At 74.4% G+C, this 20,984-nt stretch carries 23 protein-coding genes; 19 read left to right on the top strand and 4 right to left on the bottom strand.

All coding sequences use genetic code 11. From position 1 onward, the window contains the following. Positions 1-8: 8 nt before the first annotated feature. The gene (locus tag ABD901_RS43720; protein ID WP_345137067.1) at positions 9-899 is read left to right on the top strand and encodes a hypothetical protein; all 891 of its coding nucleotides are present in this window, start codon (positions 9-11) and stop codon (positions 897-899) included. A gap of 6 nt (positions 900-905) precedes the next feature. On the opposite strand, the gene ABD901_RS43715 is transcribed toward ABD901_RS43720, so the two are convergent. Next, on the bottom strand, positions 906-1,994 hold the full coding sequence (locus ABD901_RS43715) for a hypothetical protein (protein WP_345137065.1): 1,089 nt from the start codon (positions 1,992-1,994) through the stop codon (positions 906-908). 115 nt (positions 1,995-2,109) lie between these two features. Here ABD901_RS43715 and lexA point away from each other — a divergent pair, with 115 nt between their 5' ends. Continuing rightward, a complete protein-coding gene (gene lexA / locus ABD901_RS43710) occupies positions 2,110-2,718 on the top strand; it encodes a transcriptional repressor LexA (protein ID WP_345137063.1) in 609 nt (202 codons plus the stop codon). A 32-nt stretch (positions 2,719-2,750) separates the two neighbouring features. Here the strand turns inward: lexA and ABD901_RS43705 are convergent, their stop codons facing one another. Continuing rightward, on the bottom strand, positions 2,751-4,106 hold the full coding sequence (locus ABD901_RS43705; RefSeq protein ID WP_345137061.1) for an alpha/beta hydrolase family protein: 1,356 nt from the start codon (positions 4,104-4,106) through the stop codon (positions 2,751-2,753). 137 nt (positions 4,107-4,243) lie between these two features. Between ABD901_RS43705 and ABD901_RS43700 the strand changes: the two genes are divergently transcribed. From ABD901_RS43700 to ABD901_RS43690, 3 genes are all read left to right on the top strand, one after another. Then, complete coding sequence (locus ABD901_RS43700; protein WP_345137059.1) at positions 4,244-4,759, top strand: AMIN-like domain-containing (lipo)protein; 516 nt, start codon at positions 4,244-4,246, stop codon at positions 4,757-4,759. A gap of 190 nt (positions 4,760-4,949) precedes the next feature. Beyond that, positions 4,950-6,215 (top strand): MFS transporter, encoded by a 1,266-nt coding sequence (locus tag ABD901_RS43695; RefSeq protein WP_345137057.1) that lies wholly within the window; start codon positions 4,950-4,952, stop codon positions 6,213-6,215. Between the two features lie 8 nt (positions 6,216-6,223). After that, entirely contained in the window at positions 6,224-7,654 is a 1,431-nt protein-coding gene (locus tag ABD901_RS43690; protein ID WP_345137054.1) for a DNA-3-methyladenine glycosylase 2 family protein, read from the top strand. Here ABD901_RS43690 and ABD901_RS43685 read toward each other — a convergent pair. Beyond that, positions 7,638-7,844 (bottom strand): hypothetical protein, encoded by a 207-nt coding sequence (locus ABD901_RS43685; RefSeq protein ID WP_345137052.1) that lies wholly within the window; start codon positions 7,842-7,844, stop codon positions 7,638-7,640. The two genes, ABD901_RS43690 and ABD901_RS43685, sit on opposite strands and share 17 nt — an antisense overlap. Beyond that, positions 7,841-8,254, bottom strand: a complete 414-nt coding sequence (locus ABD901_RS43680; RefSeq protein ID WP_345137050.1) for a hypothetical protein — start codon at positions 8,252-8,254, stop codon at positions 7,841-7,843. The genes ABD901_RS43685 and ABD901_RS43680 overlap by 4 nt, the downstream gene beginning before the upstream one ends. A 129-nt stretch (positions 8,255-8,383) precedes the next feature. Between ABD901_RS43680 and ABD901_RS43675 the strand changes: the two genes are divergently transcribed. The 14 genes from ABD901_RS43675 to ABD901_RS43610 form a co-directional block, all read left to right on the top strand. Next, on the top strand, positions 8,384-8,932 hold the full coding sequence (locus ABD901_RS43675) for an RNA polymerase sigma factor (protein WP_345137047.1): 549 nt from the start codon (positions 8,384-8,386) through the stop codon (positions 8,930-8,932). Then, positions 8,929-9,858: a zf-HC2 domain-containing protein gene (locus ABD901_RS43670; RefSeq protein ID WP_345137045.1), complete on the top strand. Its 930-nt coding sequence runs from the start codon at positions 8,929-8,931 to the stop codon at positions 9,856-9,858. The genes ABD901_RS43675 and ABD901_RS43670 overlap by 4 nt, the downstream gene beginning before the upstream one ends. Further along, positions 9,855-10,550 carry a hypothetical protein gene (locus tag ABD901_RS43665; protein WP_345137043.1) on the top strand — a complete coding sequence of 232 codons (696 nt, stop codon included), beginning with the start codon at positions 9,855-9,857 and terminating at the stop codon, positions 10,548-10,550. Before ABD901_RS43670 ends, ABD901_RS43665 begins: the two co-directional genes overlap by 4 nt. Further along, on the top strand, positions 10,547-11,368 hold the full coding sequence (locus tag ABD901_RS43660; RefSeq protein WP_345137041.1) for a hypothetical protein: 822 nt from the start codon (positions 10,547-10,549) through the stop codon (positions 11,366-11,368). The genes ABD901_RS43665 and ABD901_RS43660 overlap by 4 nt, the downstream gene beginning before the upstream one ends. Positions 11,369-11,394: 26 nt before the next feature. Beyond that, positions 11,395-12,249: an ATP-binding cassette domain-containing protein gene (locus tag ABD901_RS43655; protein ID WP_345137039.1), complete on the top strand. Its 855-nt coding sequence runs from the start codon at positions 11,395-11,397 to the stop codon at positions 12,247-12,249. Positions 12,250-12,297: 48 nt separating this feature from the next. Further along, the gene (locus tag ABD901_RS43650) at positions 12,298-14,529 is read left to right on the top strand and encodes a transglycosylase domain-containing protein (RefSeq protein WP_345137036.1); all 2,232 of its coding nucleotides are present in this window, start codon (positions 12,298-12,300) and stop codon (positions 14,527-14,529) included. Positions 14,530-14,595: 66 nt separating this feature from the next. After that, entirely contained in the window at positions 14,596-15,348 is a 753-nt protein-coding gene (locus ABD901_RS43645) for a cysteine hydrolase family protein (RefSeq protein ID WP_345137035.1), read from the top strand. A gap of 1 nt (position 15,349) precedes the next feature. Further along, positions 15,350-15,769, top strand: coding sequence for a cupin domain-containing protein (locus ABD901_RS43640; protein WP_345137033.1), 420 nt, complete (start codon positions 15,350-15,352; stop codon positions 15,767-15,769). After that, the gene (locus tag ABD901_RS43635; RefSeq protein WP_345137031.1) at positions 15,766-16,653 is read left to right on the top strand and encodes an MBL fold metallo-hydrolase; all 888 of its coding nucleotides are present in this window, start codon (positions 15,766-15,768) and stop codon (positions 16,651-16,653) included. Before ABD901_RS43640 ends, ABD901_RS43635 begins: the two co-directional genes overlap by 4 nt. After that, positions 16,650-17,207 carry a helix-turn-helix domain-containing protein gene (locus ABD901_RS43630; RefSeq protein WP_345137029.1) on the top strand — a complete coding sequence of 186 codons (558 nt, stop codon included), beginning with the start codon at positions 16,650-16,652 and terminating at the stop codon, positions 17,205-17,207. The genes ABD901_RS43635 and ABD901_RS43630 overlap by 4 nt, the downstream gene beginning before the upstream one ends. 91 nt (positions 17,208-17,298) lie before the next feature. Beyond that, positions 17,299-18,465 (top strand): LLM class flavin-dependent oxidoreductase, encoded by a 1,167-nt coding sequence (locus ABD901_RS43625; protein WP_345137216.1) that lies wholly within the window; start codon positions 17,299-17,301, stop codon positions 18,463-18,465. After that, complete coding sequence (locus ABD901_RS43620) at positions 18,462-19,451, top strand: acetamidase/formamidase family protein (protein ID WP_345137027.1); 990 nt, start codon at positions 18,462-18,464, stop codon at positions 19,449-19,451. Before ABD901_RS43625 ends, ABD901_RS43620 begins: the two co-directional genes overlap by 4 nt. An 87-nt stretch (positions 19,452-19,538) precedes the next feature. Then, complete coding sequence (locus tag ABD901_RS43615; protein ID WP_345137025.1) at positions 19,539-20,309, top strand: creatininase family protein; 771 nt, start codon at positions 19,539-19,541, stop codon at positions 20,307-20,309. After that, positions 20,299-20,984 (top strand): phytoene desaturase family protein (locus ABD901_RS43610; protein WP_345137023.1); only part of this gene is annotated, 686 nt, incomplete at its 3' end. The genes ABD901_RS43615 and ABD901_RS43610, both read left to right, overlap by 11 nt.

Genomic DNA, 20,984 nt, shown 5'->3' with positions numbered 1-20,984 from the left:
ATGCGGCGGTGCACACCACCCCGCCGCCGCCGTTCGATGTTGCCGCCGCGCTGCCGCCCGTCGCGCCGTACGCCCGCACCACCGTGCGCCTGCATCCCCGGCCCGGCGCGCCCACCGCGGCGCAGAGCTCCATGGGCGGACCGCTGCTGTGGCCGGCCGAGGAGCCCTGGCCGGCCTGCGACGGCCCGGCGGGCGCCGAGCACCTGGACGGCACCGACGTGGTGCCCGTCGTGCCGGTGCTGCAGTTGTACGCCGCCGACGTGCCCGAGCTGCCCTTCCCCGACGGCGCCGACGTGCTGCAGGTGCTGTGGTGCCCGAGCGACCACGACCCGTGGACGAGCCCGCTGCCCCGGCTGTTCTGGCGCGACAGCGCCGCGGTGACCGGACCGCTCGCCACCGCGCCGGCCTCGGACCCCGAGGCGGACGGCGAGCGCCGCCCGGACACGTGCGTGCTCGACCCGGAGCGGGTGCTCGAGTACCCGGACTGGGACCTGCCGGACGCGGCCCGCGACGAGATCCGCGACGCCATCCGTGCGCTGGCCCGCGATACCGGGTGGGAGTACGACCACGACCTGGCCACCGCGAGCGGCACGAAGGTGGGCGGCTACCCGGGCTGGACCCAGCTGCCGGACTGGCCGGAGTGCGCGTGCGGGCGTCGGATGGAGCACCTGCTGACCGTGGCGAGCTGGGAGTTCTCCAACGGCTACGAGCGGCGCTGGATCACCGTCGAGGACCGGCCGGCGATGGCCGGCTGGGGCTTCGACGCCGCCCCGGACCACCCGTGGCGGCGGTTGCAGAACCCCGCCGGCATCATGCTCGGCGACGCCGGCGGCATCTACCTGTTCGTGTGCCTGGCCTGCCCGGGCCGGCCGTACGAGTACCGCTTCGACTGCGGCTGACCGCGGTCAGAGCCTCGCCGGGTCGACGCCGAGGGCGACCGAGCGGCGGGCGATCGCGGCGGTCAGGGCGCCGGCGATCCCCGGAGGCTGGCCGATCGAGCGCAAGCGGGTCAGCTCGCGCACCGCCGGCACGGTGGTGAAGCGCTCCAGGGCGTAGACGCACGCGTGCGCCACCATCTGGCTGCGCGGGCCGTGCCCGGGCACCTTCTCGGCGGCGTGCTGTGCGAGCCGGCCGACCGCGGCGACGTCGTCCGGGTGATGCGGGGTGACGGCCAGCAGGTACACCAGGCCGCGCAGCGCCCGGGCGTTGTACGGGTCCGGGACCGTGTTGGGGTCGGCGAGCCTGGGGGCGGGGTCGCGCAGCGGGATCGTGCGCGGGCGGGGCACCAGGGCCAGCCAGCCGCGGATGAGCGCCCGGACCGGTTCGACGCCGAGCTCGGCGACGAGGTCCGCGCCGCGGCGGGCCCAGCGGGGCGCGGGGCGGGCGCCGGCGGCGGTCAGGGCGTGCACGAGCAGCTCGCGCGACGGCGCCTGCGCGTTGACCGCCTCGGCCCAGGCCTCGCCGACGCTGAGGACGCCGGCGGCCGGCTCCAGCCACGGGCGCAGCCGCGGCCACGCCTCGAGGGGCCGGTCCTTGGTGTAGCGGTGCGCGGTGCGCCGCATCACGGCCAGCAGCGGGGGCGGCACGGCGCCGGTCTCGCGCTCGGTGACCTCGGCGACGACGGCGAGCACGCCGGGGTCGACCGCCTCGGCCGCGGCGGCGCCTTCGCCCAGGCGCCGGGCGGCGCGCCAGGACAGGGTGTCCGGGCCGATGCCGGCGGCCACGGCGACGAGCAGCGCGTCGATGCCGACCGGCGGCGCCTCGGAGCCGGCCCGGTCGACCAGGCGCAGGATGAGCGCGTGGCGGCGCGCCGCGGGCAGGTCCTCGAGCGCCCGGCGCACCTGGGCGCCGTCGTACCGCCAGACGTCGCCGGTGGCGGCGGCGAGGTCCACGAGCTCCGCTGCGAGCTTGTCGTCGTCGGCCGCCGCGATGAGCCGGCGGACGAGGTCGAGGCGTTCGGGGTACTGGTCCCGCGACCACGGCCGGTCGAGCATGGCGGTCAGCATACGGCGCCGCGGGGTGCGATGGACCGGGCCGAATGTCCCACCACCGGGTCATTTCTCCGGCCGATTCGTACATCTGATCGAACCGCTGCGGTATCGTGCTCCCATGACGAGTCCGCGGCAGCAGAGCATCCTGGCGGTCATCCGCGAGTCGAACGAGCGGCGCGGCTATCCGCCGACGGTGCGGGAGATCGGCGCGGCGATCGGGCTCGGCTCGCCGTCGTCGGTGGCCCATCACCTCAAGGCAATGGAGCGGCAGGGGCTGCTGCGCCGCGACTCGCACGGGCCGCGCGCGGTGGACATCCGCGGGCCGTATGACGGTGTGGGCGCCGGCGCCGACCCGGGCCGGTCGGTGCCGCTGGTCGGCACGATCGCCGCCGGTGGGCCGATCCTCGCCGAGCAGGTGCCCGACGACGAGCTGACGCTGCCCACGACGCTGGTCGGGCACGGCACGCTCTTCGCGCTGCACGTCAAGGGCGACTCGATGATCGAGGCGGCGATCTGCGACGGCGACATCGTCGTGGTGCGCCAGCAGAAGGTCGCGGAGAACGGCGACATCGTGGCCGCCATGCTCGACGGGGAGGCGACCGTGAAGGCCTACCGGGTGCGCGACGGGCACGTCGAGCTCGTCCCGCGCAACCCGCACTACCAGGTCATCCCCGGCGACGACGCGGAGATCCTCGGCAAGGTGGTCTGCGTCCTGCGCCGCATGTAGCGGGGCGCCGGACGCAGACCACGGGGCGGACCTCAGCGCGGGCAGGCGGCGCCGAAGTTGGGGCGGTCGGAGCTGGTGTAGCGGCAGCCGAAGCGCGGGTCGGCGACGGCCCGCGGGTCCAGGATCGCGTCGCCGGACGCGTGCCGGCCGGTGCGCACCCAGGTCACCAGGTCGTCGAAGCCGCGCTGCAGCTCCGGCAGGGTGAACTCGCAGTGCCCGAGTGCCCGCACGGCCCGCGAGACGAACAGCGAGGACCGGCCGTTGAGCAGCGCCCTCTTGGCGTACACCTGCTCCATCGAGATCGGCACGAACAGGTCGCCGACCGTGTGCATCGACAGGGTCGGCACCGGCGGGCGGCCCGCGACGCGCGGGATGCCGGTCAGGTCGCGGCTGGGCCGGTCGGTCGCGTCGACCCGCAGCACGTCCCGGTTGAGCTGCCGCTCGTCGCGGCTGAGCCGGGGGTTCGCGTCCTGCTGGTAGATCGTGAACCGGTTCGAGGTCACGTTGCCCTCGGCGATGCCGGCGGTGCCGCCGGTCAGGCCCGGGTACAGCCCGAACAGGAACGGCACCGTGGTCAGCGGCGGGATCGACGGGATCGCGTTCCAGAACGCGAACGCGTTGTCGAACCCGGGCCGGGTGCCGCCGCTGCGCTGCTCGACCACGTCCGACCAGCGCTGCCCGAGCGGGGTGAGCGCGCCGCCGACGCCGAGCGCCGGCAGCTCCTGCGCCACCTGCGCCGGGAAGGCCGCCGGGTCGGCCGGGAACGGGACCGCGACGCCGGTCAGCGCGGCCGCGGTCAGGTTGGCGTCGAGGAAGTAGTCGAACAGCTCCGCGTCGCCGAGCACGCCGCAGATCGGCATGGCCCCGACGAAAGCGCGCGGGTAGTGCTCGATCGCCACCGCCGTGACGTGCCCGCCCATCGACGCGCCCGTCATGTACACGTCGCGGGCGCGGGTGCCGGTGCGGGCGCGGAAGGTGTCGATGAGCGCGTAGGAGTCGCGCACGCCCTGGCCGACGTCGTAGCCGTTGGTCTGGTAGCTGGAGGCGGCCCAGGCGAAGCCGCGGGCCAGGTAGTGCGCCCGCAGCGAGGGGTTGTCGACGAACACGGTCGTGCCGGTGCCCCGGTAGCCGTGCGCGTAGAGGACGAGCTCGCCGTTCCAGGCGGCGGGCTTCTCGAGGCGATAGGCGGCGCCGTCGAGGATGCCGGTGTAGACCGCAGAGCCGGCGATCGGCACGAACGGGGTGCCGTCGACGTCGCAGTCGGGGTCGGCGACGGTGTACCCGGGCTGGGTGGTGCTGGCCACGGGCGGCCCGCAGACCGGCGGGTCGGCGTGCGCCGGCGCGGGTAAGGCGACCGGCGCGACGAGGAGGCCGAGCAGAACGGCCATGATGGCAACGCTGCGCATCCATCCATGGAACGTCCGCGAATTGATCGATGTCAAAGGGAGATTGTCGGCCACCCGACGTAAACCGCCCGGCACCCCCGCGCGTCATTGGTGCACCTCGAGTTGAAAGGAGCACCCCGATGCGTCGTTCCCTGCTCGCCGCGGCGGCCTGCGCCATGTTGCTGCTGGTCCTCCCGGCCACCGCCAACGCCGCCGACCTGCCCGCCCCGACGAGCACCGCACCCGTCGCCGGCAACGCCTCCGGCACCGGCCGTCCCGTCCTGACCGGCGTGCGCACCGGCCGGCATGTCGGCTGGGACCGCGCCGTCTTCGACTTCACCGGCGGCACCCCGTCCTACACCGTCGCCTACGGCGCCCTGATCGAGCAGGGCCGCGGCAACGCCGTCCCGGTCGCCGGCGCCTCCACCCTGGTGGTCACGTTCAGCGGCATGGACTACCCGACGCTCAACCTGAACCAGGTCTGGGACCCGCAGCTGCCGGCGTTACGCCAGATCCGCTCGGCCGGCTACTTCGAGGGCCGCGCCAACTTCGGCCTGGGCCTCAACGTCCACGGCGGCTTCCGCGTCCTGGTCCTGCACGGCCCGGACCGCATCGCCATCGACGTGGCCCAGCAGGGCGCACCCGGCTGCGGCTGACCCGAGCCGGCAACTCGCACGGCGGCCGCCGCCTCCGTCGGTGAACATCGGCGCTCCGTGCCGAGCCGACGGAGGCGGCGGCCGAGGGCCGAGGAGAGCGCGGGCGCTGAATACCAGAAGCCTCGCCGGCTGGACCGAGTTGGCCGAATTCCGCCAGCATCGGCCCGCGGGTCGCCTGAACCATGGACGCGTGATCGACAAGAGCGAGTCTCCGCTGAGCAACCCCGCGTTCCGCCGGGTGTGGATCGGGGCCACCGTGTCGGCGGCCGGGGACGCGGCGAGTTGGGTCGCATTGGTCGCGTACGCGTTGGGTTTGGCGCACGGCAGCGTGGCGAGCCTGGCCGTGCTCTACACGGCACCGGTGGCGGTCGGCGGGCTGGTCGTCGGCTGGGCCCTCGACAAGTACGACCGCCGGTGGCTGCTCATCGGGGACAGCCTGCTGCGAGCGGCGGTGTTCGGCACGATCCTGCTGACCGCGGCGTGGGGCGGGTTGACGGCCGTCCAGCTTTACCTGGTCGCCGCGGTGTACGGGCTGTTGAAGATGACCAGCCTTGCCGGGTTTCCCGCGCTGATTCCTCAGTTGGTACCGCCCGGGCAGCTGGTGGCCGCCAACGCCCTGGAGTCGATGAGCTTCGGCATCGCCGGTCTGGCCGGCGCGGTGGGCGCCGGCATCGCGGTGGCGACGGCCGGGCCCGGGTACGTGGTGGCGTTCGACGTGCTGAGTTACGTGATCTTCGCGCTGTGCCTGCTCGGGACGCGAATCGGCGTGCGGCCAGCGCGGCCGGTCGCGCAGCCGGCGGCAGTGCGCCGGCGTGGCGGTGGGCTCGGCCCTGTGCTGCGGCTGATGGTCCGCGAGCCGGTGCTGCGCGACACCACGGTCATGTTCGCGCTGTTCAACATCGGCGAGGGTGCCCTGTTGGTGCTGCTGCCGCAGCGTGCGGGCGAATACGCGCTCGGCGCCGGCGGGTATGGCTTCCTGGTGGCCGCCGTCACGGGGGGCGAACTGCTTGCCGGGCTGGTTCTGCTGCGCCGGTCCTGGCGGTCGTCGCTGACTCGGTCGGTGGTGCTGGCGTCGCTGGTAGCCGCGGTGGCCGTACTGACCGTGCTGACTCCGTACCCGTGGGTGGCCGTCGTCGGCCTGGTCGGGTTGGGTGGCTGCGCGGCGGCGATGACCACCTGGGCGCAGACGCTCCGGATGGCTGCCGCTCCGCACGACGTGCACGGCCGGTTGTTCGCGCTGCTGCGGACCCTGATGCAGGCCACTGCGCCGCTGGGCGCGGGGCTCGCCGCGCTGACCCTGCGCGACGGGGTTACCGCCACGGTGCTGGCAATCTGCGCGCTGATGGCCGTACCCGCCCTCGCCTTCGCCCGGGACCTGACCGCCGCCGGCGCGCGGTTCGGTGCCGGCGACAGGACACTCCAACCCGACAGGGCCGTCACCAGCGGTCCGGCATGATCGCAGTAATGGACCTCGACTTCGACCGGTGCTACCAGGCCACCCGCAGCCGCGATCCGCGCTTCGACGGCTGGTTCATCGTCGGCGTGCGCAGCACCGGGATCTACTGCCGGCCGAGCTGCCCCTCGCCGGTCTGCCCTAAGCCGGCCAACGTCACGTTCTACCGGACCGCCGCGGCCGCTCAACTCGCCGGGCTGCGCGCCTGCAAGCGCTGCCGCCCGGACGCGGTGCCCGGATCCCCGGAGTGGAACACCCGCGCCGACATCGTCGGGCGCGCGATGCGGCTGATCGCGGACGGCGTCGTGGATCGCGACGGCGTGCCCGGGCTGGCCCGGCAACTCGCGCTCAGCGTTCGACATCTGCATCGGCTGCTGGTGGAGGCGGTCGGTGCCCCGCCTCTTGCCTTGGCGCGCTCGCAACGGGCGTACCAGGCACGGCTGCTCGTCGAGACAACCGGGATGCCGTTCGGCGAGGTCGCCTTCGCCGCCGGCTTCGCCAGCATCCGGCAGTTCAACGACACGCTGCGCGAGATCTTCGACGCCACACCGTCGCAGCTACGCGCCGCAGTGCCCCGGCGCGGCGGCTCGCCCCCGGGCGGCGGACTCACGCTGCGGCTGGCTCTCCGGCAGCCGTACGACCCGGGTGGCGTGGTCGGGTGGCTGGCGACCCGTGCGCTGCCGGGCGTCGAGGAGTACTCCGACGGCACGTACCGCCGGGTCCTGCGGCTACCCGGTGGACCCGGGACCGTGACGCTGCGGCCGGCACCCGATCACGTGCATGCGACGTTCCGCCTGGCTACCGTGGCCGACCTGGGCGCCGCCGTGGCGCGCTGCCGGCGTCTGCTGGACCTGGACGCCGACCCGGGCGGCTACCTTCCCGTGCTGGCCGCCGACCCGGCCCTCGCGCCGCTGACCGATGCGGTGCCCGGGCTGCGGCTACCCGGCACGGTGGACGGTGCGGAGACGGCGCTTCGTACCGTGCTCGGCAGGCACGCGGGGAACCTGGTCGCGACGCTCGCCGATCCGCTGCCCAGCCCCGACGGCAGGCTGACCCACATGTTCCCGTCCTCCGCGGCCATCGCCGCCGCCGACCTCGCTCTGCCGGCGGCCCCGGCGAGCACGGTCCGGGATCTGGCACAGCGGCTGGCCACCGGACAGTTACGCCTGGACGAGGGCGCCGACCGGGCGGCCCGCCGCGGGCTGCTCGCCGTACCCGGTCTCGGACCCGGCCGGGTCGAGGACCTCATGCTGCATGCGCTCAGCGATCCAGACGCCTTCCCCGCCGCCGACCGCCGGTTGCGCTCGGCGGCCAAGGCGTACGGGCTGCCCGCCGACACGGCCGGCCTCACACGACATGCCGAGCGATGGCGGCCGTGGCGAGGGTACGGCGCCCACCTGCTGTGGCGGGCGCGGTCGGCATCCTTCAAGACCGCAGGGTGAGCCGGATCGCGTCGAGCCGCTCGGCCGGGGTGTCGGACCAGGCGGCGCCGCGCAGCTGCTCGGGTGTGGTGATGCCGGCCAGCGCCAGCGCGTTGCCGACCCGCCCGACGAGGTCGGCGACGGTGTCGGCCCCCGGGGCCGCACCAGTGGGTCGCCGGGGCGACTTCACGCCGATGTCCGGCGCGGTCATCGCCGGCCGGCTGCGCGCGCCGGCTTGCGCAGCGCGGCGAGTTCGGAGCCGCGGGTGATGACCGCGACCCGGATGATGGGCAGCACGCAGACGGCCTGCATGAGGGCGTACCAGGGCGGGCAGACGCCCGGGATCAGGTCGACGGCGATGATCGCGATCGGCATGATGACGGCGAGGGCGCTCACGCGGTCGAAGGCCCGTCGCGATCCCCGGGCGGCGGCGGCGATCATCCGGACGAGCACCACGGCGACGACCGGCAACAGGGCGGCCCGCACCCACATGAACGTGTTGACCGTATGACCGCTGCCCGCCACCGCGACGACCGCCATGAGCGCGACGATGCTGAGCGCGCCGTACACCTTGATGCTGGTCTTCGCCTTGCCGAACGCGGCCTGCGTGTTGGTTTCCATGCACAGGACGCTATGCAGCAGCGGGCCGCGGCAATATCCGTCTGGACGCACGGCCGGGTGGGCCTGGACCCACGAGGTGAACCTTCGCGGCCGGGCCTGCTACTCACACAGCTGAAGGGGGTGGAGCGGATGGCGGACGGCGACGACGAGCTGCTGCGCGCGGTCGCGACCGGCGACGCGTCCGCGCTCGCCCGGCTCTACGAGCGGCACGCCGGGTCGCTGTTCGGCTATCTGCACCGCCTCGCCGGCGACCGGATGATCGCCGAGGAGATCCTGCAGGACACGATGCTCGCGGTGTGGCGGTCGGCCGGCGCCTTCGAAGGGCGGGCGAAGGTGACGACGTGGCTGTTCGGGGTCGCCCGCCGCCAGGCGCACAACCGCCTGCGCGGCCGGTCCGGGGCCGAGCCCGCCGGCGCGGAGCTGCCCGACCGGCCGGACCAGGGCGCCGGGCCGGAGGAGCTCGCCATCGCGGCGGCCGGTGGCACGCCGGTGGCCGCGGCCATCGACCGGCTGCCGGAGCACCACCGCGACGTCATCGCGCTGGTGTTCGTGGCCGGGCTGCCGCTCGCCGAGGTCGCCGAGGTGCTCGGCATCCCCGTCGGCACGGTGAAGAGCCGGCTGTACCACGCCCGAGCCGCCGTAGCCGCGGCGCTCACCGCCCAGGAGGTCCTCGAATGAGGGACTGGCTGCCCGCGTACGCCGCCGGATCGCTGCGCGGCGAGGAGCGCGACCGCGCCCGCGCGCACCTGGAGGGCTGCGCCCGCTGCCGTGCGGACCTCGCCGCCTGGGAGGCCATCGCGGACGCCGCGGCACCGGACGAGGCTTTGGTCGTACCGAATGCGGCACAACTGGTGCGGGCAACGCTGACCCGCAGCGTGCTCGACGAGCCCACCGGCCTGCCGAGCGACGGCCGCCCGCAGCGGCGCCTGCGCCACCTCGCCGCCCTGACGATGGCCGAGGCGCGGCTGATCCGGCTCGCCGTGCCCGTCGCCTCCGCGCTGGTGATGGCGCTCGGCGTGGCGTTCGTGCTGCTGCAGAGCGCGACCGGCGCCGATCTGGTGCTCGCCCTGATCGCGCCCATCGTCGCCGCGGCGGGGGTCGCCGGCACCTACCGCTCCCGGCACGACCCGGCCGCCGAGCTGCTCGCCGCCACCCCGACGTCGGGGCGGCTGCTGCTGCTCGTGCGCATCGCGCTCGTGTTCGGCTACGACCTGGCGCTCGCCCTTGCGGCCTCCGCCGCGCTGGCCGTCGCCGGTGCGGCGCAGACGGCCAGCCTGAACGCGCTCGTCGGCGCCTGGCTCGGGCCGATGGTGCTGCTGTCCTCGCTCAGCCTGCTGATCGCCGTGCGGTTCGGGCCCGACGTGGCGCTCGGCGCGGCCGCCGGGCTGTGGGCGGTGCGGGTGCTGGCGGCCGGCATGCTCGCCGGCGGGGCGCTGCACCGCGACGCGTGGCCGGCGCGGTACATCGTGGCCGCCTGGTCGACGAACGCGCCCGTGCTCACCGTCGGCGCCGCCGTCGCCGTCGCCGCGGTGGTCATGGCCGGGCGGGTCGCGCCGTTGCGCGGTGAACCGAACGACGGGTGGCGTGCAACTCATCCGATGTGAGACCACTGACCCTCTGGCGGTACGAGGCGCGCCGGGCCGGCTGGGTGGCGCTGCTGGGCCCGCCGATCGCCGTCGCGCTGGGCATCGCGGCGGCGCTCGCGAACCCGCTGCCCGGCGACCGGAACACGGCACGCATCCTGCTCGGCGCCCTGGAGATGGCGGTCCCGCTGGCCGCCGGCGTCGCCTGCGCCTCGCTCGTCGGACGGGACGCGGCGGTGGAGCTGCAGCTGACGGCGCCCACGCGGTACCGCACAACGTTGCTCCGCCGCATGTGCGTGACGCTGGCGTGGACGGCGGCGGTGGCTGTGCTGATGGCGGTGGTGCTCATCGCGACCGGGTGGTGGGGCCGCTGGCCCGCCAACCACGGCGCGTTCGTCGGCCAGCTCACGTGGGCCGCGCCGACGCTCGGCCTCAGCGGGCTCGGCTTCGCCTCGGCCGCGGTGTTCCGCAGCCCCGCGGCGGCCGGCGCGCTCGTCACCACCCTGTGGGCGATCCAGCAGTTCTTCGGCGACTTCGCGCAGCAGCACCGCGCGGGCCGCCTGCTCTACCTGTTCGCGACGACCCGGGGCTCCGTGCCAGGCGACTGGACCGCCAACCGGCTGGCGCTGCTCGGCGCCGGCGCCGCGCTCACCGCGCTCGCCCTGGTCGTGCTGGGCCGCTCGGAACGCCTCATCGGCCAGGAGGACGAATGAACCTGAGCACCCTCGGCGCGAGCCTGCGGTACGAGTTCCGCATGCAGGTCCGCAAGCGCTCGGTGTGGATCGTGCCCGCGCTCAGTGTCGTGCTGTTCCTGCTGATCGGCGGCAGCCTCCTGCGCGACCTGTTCGACCCCGACGAGCGCTCCGCCGAGGCGCGGGTCGCCGTCCTCGGCCTCGCGCTGCAGATCCATGCGCTGCTGTCGATCGGCTTCGGCTGCCTGCTTGCCGACCGGCTCGTCCGCGACGACCGGCTGCGGGTGGCGCCGATCCTGGACGCCACGGCGTCCTCGCCGTTCGCCCGGCTGCTGGGCAAGTACCTGGGCGCGGCCGCCGCGACGGCGGTGCCCATTGTCGTGGTGTACCTCGGATTCACCGTCGCCTACGCGATCGACACCGGCTCGGTGGCGGCGCTCGGCTGGGCCCTCGCGGCCTGTGGCGTGGTGATCGTGCCGGGCCTGTTGTTCGTCGCCGCTTTTGCCTTGGCGGTACCCCTGGTCATGCCCGCCCCGCTGTTCCGCGTGCTCTTCGTCGGCTACTGGCTGTGGGGCAACCTCGCCGGCCCCGACCTGATGCCGACGCTCGCGCGCACCCTCGTCAACCCGCTCGGCGGCTACGCCTTCGAGGCGCTGCTCGACTTTCACGGCATCGACGGCGACCAGGCTTTCGCGGGCCCGGTCCCCGGCGCCGCCCTGAACTTCCTGCGCCCCGCGCCGACCCCGGCCACCGCGTGGCTGTCCATCGCCGTGTTGCTCGCCCTCGCCGCCGCCGTGCTCGCGGGCGGCCACGCGCTGCGCGCCCGCCGCACCCGATGACAACCCGACAGAACAAGAGGACCTCGATGCGGATCGAAATCTCCGGCCTGACCAAGCGCTACCGCGGCGGGGTCGCCGCCCTCGACGGCCTCGACCTCGTCGTGCCCACCGGCATGTTCGGCCTGCTGGGCGCCAACGGCGCCGGCAAGACCACGCTGATGCGCATCCTCGCCGGCATCGTGCACCCGACGTCGGGCCGCGTCGCGGTGGGTGAGCACGACCTCGCCACCGCCGCGGGCCGCACCGCCGTCCAGCGCGACCTCGGCTACCTGCCGCAGGACCTCGGCGTCTACCCCGACCTCACCGCCCGCCAGTTCCTCGACTACGTGGCGCTGCTCAAGGGCATGGACGATCGCACGGTACGCCGGCGCAGGGTCGGCGAGCTGCTCGAGGTCGTCGCCCTGACCGAGCACGCCGACCGCCGCCTGCGCGGCTTCTCCGGCGGCATGCGCCAGCGGGTCGGCATCGCGCAGGCGCTGCTCGCCGACCCGCAGCTGCTGATCGTCGACGAGCCGACCGCGGGCCTGGACCCGCAAGAGCGGATCCGCTTCCGCACCCTGCTGTCGCAGTTCGCCGGCCGCCGCACCGTCCTGCTGAGCACGCACATCGTCGACGACATCGCGCAGACCTGTCGCGAGGTGGCGGTCCTGGCCAAGGGCCGGCTGATCTTCCGCGGCACCGTCGCGGAGCTCACCGGCCGCGCCGAGGGCAAGGTGTGGTCGGTCGTCACCGACGGCCCGCCGCCGGCCGAGGGCACGGTGGTGTCCGCCCTGCCGCACGAGGACGGGATGCGGTACCGCATCGTGTCCGCGACGTCACCGGCAGCGCAGGCCCGCCCGGTCGAGCCGGGCCTGGAGGATGGCTACCTGGCCGTTTTGTAGTATCAGTCCCGATCGATCACGGCCTGACGCGACGACGGGGTGGACGGCATGGACGACGACGACCTGGACAGCACACCTGCGGCGCCGGAGGCCGCGCCGGAGCCGGCCCAGGGCGAGCCCGCCCAGGGCGAGGCCGCGCCGGCCGCCGGCAAGCCACGACGCCGGCTCCGGAAGGTCCTGCTCAGGTCGCTGGTGGCGCTCGTCGTGCTGGCCGGGCTCGGCCTGGCCGCGGGCACCTACTACTACGATCAGGTCCCGCTGCCCGACGACATCCACCTCGAGCAGGCGACGACGATCTACTACGCCGACGGGGTGACGCCGCTGGCGCGGATCGGGGAGAATCGCACGCTGGTCCCGATCGAGCAGATCCCGGTCGACGTGCAGCACGCGGTCGTCGCGGCCGAGGACGAGACGTTCTACAGCAACGGCGGCATTGACTACGGCGACGTGGCCGGCGCAGCGTGGAACCACATCTTCGGCGACGGTCGCAAGGGCGACGCGACGATCAGCCAGCAGTACGCGCGGATGTGGGCCGACCTCGAGGGCGTGTCGTACTCGCGCAAGGCGCGAGAGTCGGTCATCGCGACGAAGCTCAACAAGCAGTACAGCAAGCAAGAGATCCTGGCGATGTATCTCAACACCGTCTACTTCGGGCGCGGCGCCTACGGGATCGACGCGGCGGCGCAGGCGTACTTCGGCAAGCCGGCGAAGGACCTGACGCTGGCCGAGGGCATGGTCCTCGCCGGGCTGATCGACAGCCCGGAGGGCGAGACCGGCAAGGGCAGCCCGTTCGACCCGACGGTGGACGCGACGCGGGCCCGGGAGCGGTTCGCCGACATCAAGGACCGGCTGGTCGCGCTCGGGTTCGTGGCGCCTTCGGAGGTCGAGCAGAAGACGGCCTACCCGTCCGGTGTGCTCACGGCGGCGCAGGCCCGCGCCAACGCGCTGAGCCTGGAGGGCGGCATGGACAAGCCCGGCGGGCTGGTCGTCCACCACGTGCTCGGCGAGGTCGCGGCGCTGACCGACCCGCTGACCGGGAAGCTGCTGTACGAGGACACGGCGCCCGGCGGCGCGAAGAACTTCGACAAGATCCGCAACGGCGGGCTGAAGATCGTCACCACGATCGACCGGACTGTGCAGCAGATCGCGGTCCGCGAGGCGAGCCGCAACGCCGAGTCCAACCTGGACGGGCAGCCGGTCAACCTGCAGGCCGCCCTCGTGGCGGTCGAGCCGGGCACCGGCGCGGTCAAGGCCTACTACGGCGGCGACAGCGGCAACGGCAGCGACTACGCCGGCTTCTACAACGATCCGGTGCTCGGCAACGGCGAGGACAGTTGCTGCGGCGGCCACCCGGCGGGCGCGAGCTTCAACATGTACACGCTGGCGACCGGCCTGATGAACGGCTACACGACCGACTCGCGCTGGAACGGCGAGTCGCCCCAGGCCTTCCCGAAGAGCGGCCGCACGGTCAGCAACGCCGGCGAGGCCGGCGCGGGCGCGCCGCAGTGCGGGAAGTGGTGCACCCTGGACGAGGCCACCGTGCTGTCGCTCAACGTCCCGTTCTTCGCGCTCGCCGAGACCGTCGGCCCCGACCGGGTGATCGACACCGCGCGCGCCGCGGGGATCACCGAGATGTGGGCGACCGCCGACGGCGTGTCGCGCAAGGTCGACCTGCTGTCCAACGACGGCAGGGCGGTCTACCCGAAGTACTTCGGCACCGAGGTCGCCCTCGGCCAGTATCCGGTGACCGTGCTGGCGCACGCCGGCGGCGCCGCCACCTTCGCCGCGCGCGGCGTCGCCGCCCGGACGCACTTCCTCAAGGAGGTGTGGACGGACGGCAAGCAGACCTACGGCACGCCGGTCCGCCCGACCCGGATCCCGGGCTTCACCGAGGCGATGGCCGACGACCTCAACGCCGTCCTGCAGGGCGTGCCGCAGCGCTACGGCCTGCAGATGCACGACGGCCGGGCGGTCGCCGGCGCGGCCGGGTCGTGGCAGCTGGGATCGACGAGCGACAACACCGACGCGTGGATGGCCGGCTACAGCGCCAACGGGTCGGCCGGCCTCGCGGTGGCGGTGTGGGTCGGCAACAAGGCCCAGCAGCAGAAGATCGTCGACAAGACCGGCGCCCGCATCGTCGGCGGCGGCCTGCCCGGCCTGATCTGGCGCGACTTCCTCGACGGCGCGCTCACCGCGCTGAACACGCCGAAGGTCGCCTTCCCGCCGAAGCAGGGCACCGGCGACAAGACGGTCGGCACGGGGGTCCCGCCGGGCCGATGAGTCGCCGGGAACGGGAGCGTCCCGTTCGGTAATCGCGGCGAAACCAGTCGGGGGCAGCATGTTGGTGTGGTCAACATCGGCAGTCCTCGCAACGGATGGACGGTCGGGGCCGACGGCGGCGTGGACCTGCGGCGGGCCCCGGCCGAGCCCCGGGTCGTCACCGTCGCGGCCCGGCCGCAGACGGTCACCCTCGACCTGACGCGCTGCGCGCTCGTCGTCGTCGACATGCAGAACGACTTCTGCCACCCCGACGGCTGGCTCGCCTCGATCGGCGTCGACATCGCGCCGGCCCGCGCGCCGATCGAGCCGCTGCGCCGGGCGGTGCCGTGGCTGCGGGCCGCCGGCACCCCGGTCGTCTGGCTCAACTGGGGCAACCGGCCGGACCGGGCCAACCTGCCGCCGGGCGTGCTGCACGTGTACGACCCGCAGGGCCGGGGCGCCGGGATCGGCGCGCCGGCCGGGCCGCGCGGCACGCCGACGCTGCAGCAGGGCAGCTGGTCGGCGGCGATCGTCGACGAGCTCGCGCCCGCACCCGAGGACATCCTCGTCGACAAGTACCGCATGAGCGGCTTCTTCGACACGCCGCTGGACTCGGTGCTGCGCAACCTGGCCGTCACCACGCTGCTGTTCGCCGGGGTCAACTCGGACCAGTGCGTGCTGTCGACGCTGTCGGACGCGGCCTGCCTCGGCTACGACGTGGTGCTGCTGGAGGACTGCGCCGCCACCACGTCCCCGGCGTACTGCCACGAGGCGGCGCTGTACAACATCGCCCAGTGCTTCGGCTTCGTGACCGACTCCAAACTCCTGATCGGAGGCTGAGATGCGACCGATCCTCATCGGCGCCGAGGCGCTGGAGTTCCATCACATCACGCCCGGCGACACCGTGCGGCTGGCCGTGCTCGCCGGACCGGAGGCGTCGCCGGTGACGGTGGTCCTCGAGGCCTGGGACCCGGGCGGCGCGCAGCCGCCGAACACCCATCCTGGTGCGGTGGAGACGTTCGTGTTCCTGCGCGGCCGGGGGCGCGCGGTCTGCGACGGGCACGAGGTGGCCGTCGCGGCCGGTGACACGATCGTGCTGCCGGCCGGGACCGTGCACCACATCCACAACGAGGGCGAGGGCAGGATGTACAGCCTCACGCTCATGTGCCCCGACGACGGCTTCGCCGACCTCGTCCGGCGCGGCCCGGTGGCCCCGGTCGACGACGAGGACCGGGCCGTCCTGCGCGCGCTGCCGGCATGAGCGACTGGTTCGCAGTCGAGCAGGTCGGCCCGGGCGCCTGGCTCGTCGCCGAGCCGGGGCACGTGAACTGCTTCCTCGTCGCCGGCACCGACCGCGCCGTGCTGGTCGACACCGGCCTCGGCATCGCGGACATCGGCGCCGTCGTGCGGCGCCTGACGGACCGGCCGGTGCTCGCCGTGAACACCCACGGGCACAGCGACCACCGCGGCGGCAACCGGTTCTTCGCCGACGTCGCAGCGCACCCGGCCGCGGCGGCCGCCCTGACCAGCGCCGTGCCGGCGCAGGCGCTGGCCGAGTACCTCGCGGTCGCCCGCGAGCAGCTCGCCGCGTACGAGCGCATCCGGGCCGTCGACGACCGCTTCTTCCACCTGTTCGGCGCCGCGACCCGGCCGCGGCCGCTGCCGCCCGGCGCGGACGCGTGGACGGTCCCGGCCGGCCCGGCCCCGGCCGCCCTCGCCGCCGGGGAACGGATCGACCTCGGCGGCCGGGCGCTGACCGTCCTGTTCACGCCGGGCCACTCGCCGGACTCGATCTGCCTGCTGGACGAGGCGCACGGGCTGCTCTTCGCCGGCGATACCCTCATCACCGGTGACTTCTGGGCGCACACGCCCGACACCGACATCGAGCGGTTCGCCGCGACGCTGCGGTGGCTGGACGAGGAGGTTGGTGGTTCGGTGTCGACGATCTTCCCCGCGCACACGCTGCGCTATGCGGTGGGCCCGTCGTTCCTGCGCCGGGCCGCAGCCGCGTTCGCCAATGTGGCCGCCGGCCGCAGCGCCGGCGTCCCGGGCGCCGACCTGCTGCGCCGCCCCGCGCTGCGCCACGACTTCGGCGACTTCACGATTCTGCGACCGATGCCCGGCGCGCACCGGGCGAGCCGTTGAGCGCTGACGAGCTGCTGCGGCAGCTGGGTGGCGCGATCCGGGCCCGGCGGCGCGGCCTGGGGCTGACGCTGGTTGACGTCGCGACCCGGGCCGGGCTCAGCCACCCGTTCCTCAGCCAGGTCGAGCGGGGCATCGCCCGGCCCAGCATGCGCTCGCTGACCGCCGTCGCCGCCGCGCTGGACACCACCGCCCAGGCGCTGCTCGCGCTGCCCGGCGCCGAGCCCGTCTCCGTCGTGCCCGGCCACGATTCGCTGCCCACCCTGGACTCCGGCGACGGGACGGTGCGCTCGCTCGTGCACGGCGAGCGGGCGATGCTGCCGCTGGAGTTCACCGGTGCGCCGGACGCCTTCGAGGAGTACTACGTCCACCCGGGCGACGAGTTCCTGTACGTCGCCGAGGGCGGCATCGAGGTCGACGTCGACGGCGCGCTGACCGTCCTGCGCGAGCGCGGCAGCCTGTACTACGCGGGCGGCATCCCGCACCGGTGGCGCCGCGCCGCCCCCGGCCCCGTCCGCGTCATCCTGGTGCAGCACAACGTCGCCGCCCGGGGATGAGTTTTCGCCGCCGAAACGGGGCGCTGACCGCCACGACACCTGGCGGCAGCATCGTGGCCAATGTTGATTCCATCAACATTGGGCGGTGCGCATGCGGGTCGGTGTCTTCCTCTTCGGCGGCGTCGAGATGCCCGACGCGGGCGCGTCCGGACCGGACCCGCTGGAGCGCCGCTACGACCAGCAGGCCGTGCTGCACGCCCACCGGGAGCTGCTGGAATGCGGCGTGCTGGCCGAGCGGCTCGGCTTCGACAGCTTCTGGCTGACCGAGCACCACTTCCAGCACGAGGGCTACGAGGTGGTGCCCAACGGGCTGCTGTTCTCGGCGTTCCTCGCCGCCCGGACCACCCGGCTGCGGATCGGCACCATGTTCAACGTCGTCGGGCAGTGGCACCCGCTGCGGCTGGCCGAGGACTTCGCCCTGGTGCACAACCTCAGCGGCGGGCGCGGCATCCTCGGCGTCGGGCGCGGCACGGTGCCGCGCGAGATGCTGCCCCTGACCGCCGGCCGGATCTCCGTCGGCAGCCACGACAACCCCGACGCCGCCGAGGCCGACCGCCGCAACCGGGAGCTCACCGGCGAGGCCCTCGACGTCATCGAGGCCGCCTTCGGCGCCGAGACGTTCGCCTACCAGGGCAAGCACTTCAGCCTCCCGCCGCCCGGCATCCCGGACCGCGGCGGCGAGGTGTCCACGCTGACCCTGGTGCCCCGCCCGGTGTACCCGTTCGAGACCTGGCAGGCGGTCACCAGCCCGCCGACGCTGCAGGAGGTGCCGCGCCGCGGCTACGGCGGCGTGTTCTGGCTCAAGGAGCGCGAGCGGCTGCGGCGCGACTGGGACGAGTTCGGCGCGCTCTTCGCCCGCCACCACGGCCGCGCACTTGGCCCGGGGGAGCGGCGCCTGCTCGTGCTCAACGTCGCCGTCGCCGACAGCGCGGCCCGGGCCGTCGAGGAGGCGCGCCCCGGCCACGACGAGTTCTGGAAGTTCCTCGGCCCCTACGGCTGGGGCCGCGGCTACCGCGGACCGGACGGCGGCCCCGCGCCCGCCGGCCACCGGCCCACCCTCGAGGAGTCGATGGAGCAGGGCGTGTGGGCCGTCGGCAGCCCGCGGGACGTCGCGTCGGCGATCCGGCGGTACGGCGACGAGCTCGGCCTGCAGGACCTGGTCCTGTTCCCGGGCATGCCGGGCGACCCCTACACCCGGGTCCGCGACCAGCTGACCCGCCTCGCCACCGAGGTCCTGCCGCTGCTGGACCGGCCGTGACGCACGTGCCGTCCACGGTGGACACCCTGCGCTGGGGCCGGCTCCCGTCGGCCCGCGCCGAGCCGGTCGCCACCGTCGCCTCCGGCGCCGTGCTGACCATGGATACCCTCAGTCACGAGGGCGCCCTGCCCGACCAGGGGCGGGACCCGCTGGCGTTCTTCGCCCGGCACGGCGTGGAGCCGCTGCCCGACCTGCTCGACGTGGTACCCCGGCTGCACCGCGCTCCCGACGACGGGCCGCACTTCGTCACCGGCCCGGTCCGGGTCGAGGGCGCCGAGCCCGGCGACCTGCTCCAGGTCGACGTCCTGGCGCTGGACCGACGCGCCGACTACGGCGTCATCACCGACCGGCACGCCAAGGACGTCTTCGGCGCCGACCGCCCGGCCGGCTTCACCGATCCGGTGGTGAGCACCTTCTGCCGGGTCGCCGCCGGGCGCGCCCACCTCGACGGCGACCCGCGCCTGAGCGTCCCGGTCGCGCCGTTCCTCGGCATCATGGGCGTCGCGGCGGGCGGCGACGAGCCGCACTCCGGCCCGCCCGGGCCGTTCGGCGGCAACCTCGACCTCAAGCACCTCGTCGCCGGCACCACGCTGTTCCTGCCCGTGCTCGCGCCGGGCGCGCTGTTCTACGCCGGCGACCCGCACTTCGCCCAGGGCAACGGCGAGCTCGCCTCGACCGCCCTGGAGGCGCCGCTGCGGGCCACGCTGCGCCTGACCGTCCACACGGGACGGTTCGACCTGGACGCCCCGGTCGCCCGGACGCCGGCGTCGTGGATCGTCTGCGGGCTCGACCGCGACCTCGGCCGGGCCGTGCGCGCCGCGTCCGCCGCCGCCGTGCGGCTGCTCGGCAACGACGGCATCGCGCCCGACCTCGCGCTGGCCTGGCTCAGCGTCGCCGGCGACGTCGAGGTCACCCAGGTCGTCGACGGCGTGCTCGGCGCGCACGTCGTGCTGCCCCGCTCCGTCGACCTTCTGGGGGTCCCATGAGCGGTTCCGGAGCGAAGCGGAGGAGGCTGCTCATCATGGGCACAGGTTCAGTTCATGCCGCTGCCGGAGCGAAGCGGAGGTGACGGCATGAACACACGCCGGCTCGCGGAGCTCACGTCGCCGGCCGTCGCCGCGCTGCCCGCGCACGGGATCGCGGTCCTGCCGGTCGGGGCGATCGAGCAGCACGGACCGCACCTGCCGCTCGTCACCGACCTGCTCGTCGCCGAGACCCTGGCCGCCGACGCCGTCGCGGCACACGGCGACGAGCACGAGCTGTGGCTGCTGCCGTCCCTGGCCTGCACCAAGTCGAACGAGCACGCCTGGGCGGCCGGCACGCTGTGGCTGGGCGCCGCGACCCTGATGGCCGTCGTGCACGACCTCGGCCGCAGCGTCGCGAACACCCCGCTGCGCAAGCTGGTGTTCCTCAACGGCCACGGCGGCAACAGCGCGCTGCTCAACGTCTGCGCCCGCGAACTGCGGCTGGACTTCGGCCTGGCCACGTTCGTCATGCACCCGTCGCTGCCGCCGGACCAGGGCGGCGCCTCGCCGGCGGAGGAGCTCGGCACCGGCATCCACGGCGGCAAGGACGAGACGTCGCTGGTGCTGCACCTGCGCCCCGACCTGGTGCGGATGGACCTCGCCACCCGCAATGTGCCGGAGCAGTTGGCCGGCTTCGAGCACGTCCGCTTCGGCGGGCCGGTGTCGTTCGGCTGGTCCAGCGACGACTTCGGCACCGACGGCACGCTCGGCGACCCGACCCTGGCCACCGCCGAGCACGGCGCCGCGCTCTACGCCGGCATGCTCCGCCAGGCCGGGCAGGCGTTCGCCGAGATCGCGCGGTTCGCCCATGGCCGCTGACGTCATCGTCGTCGGCGCCGGGCACAACGGGCTCACCTGCGCGGCCTACCTGGTCCGGGCCGGGCTCGAGGTGACCGTGGTCGAGTCCCGCGGTACCGTCGGCGGCTGCGCATCCACCGTGGACGCCATCGGCGCCCGGGTCAACATCTGCAACTGCGACCACACCATGGTCCTGGCCTCCGGCATCGTCGAGGAGCTCGGCCTGGCCGCGCACGGGCTGCGCTATCTCGACGTCGACCCCGTCGAGGTGGCGATCGGCTGGGGCGACGAGCCGGCGTTCGTGCAGTACCGGTCGGTGGAGCGGACCGTGGCCGGCCTGCCGCCGGCGGCCGGCGCGGCGTACCGGCGCTACGTCGACGCGACGCTGCCCCTCGCCCGGCTGGTGCTCGCCTCGGCCGCCGGGCCGCCGTCGTTCGGCCGGCTGCTGCGCCTCGCGAAGCCGCGCGCCGCGGCCATGCTGCTGGCCTGGCGGCGGCGCAGCCTCCTCGACGTCCTCGCCTCCTTCGGGCTGCCGCCGTGGATCCGGTCCGCGTTCGCGGCCACCGGGCCCGGCGTGTGGGGCGTGTCGCCGGCCGCGCCCGGCACCGAAGCCGGCGCCGTCGGCGCCGTGCTGCGCCGCCGCGACGCCGTCGACCGGCCCGCCGGCGGCCGCGGCGCCCTGCCCGCGGCGCTGGC

Source organism: Dactylosporangium darangshiense (assembly GCF_039537565.1).
GTDB lineage: Bacteria > Actinomycetota > Actinomycetes > Mycobacteriales > Micromonosporaceae > Dactylosporangium > Dactylosporangium darangshiense.
This window is presented reverse-complemented; position numbering and strand designations above follow the sequence as displayed.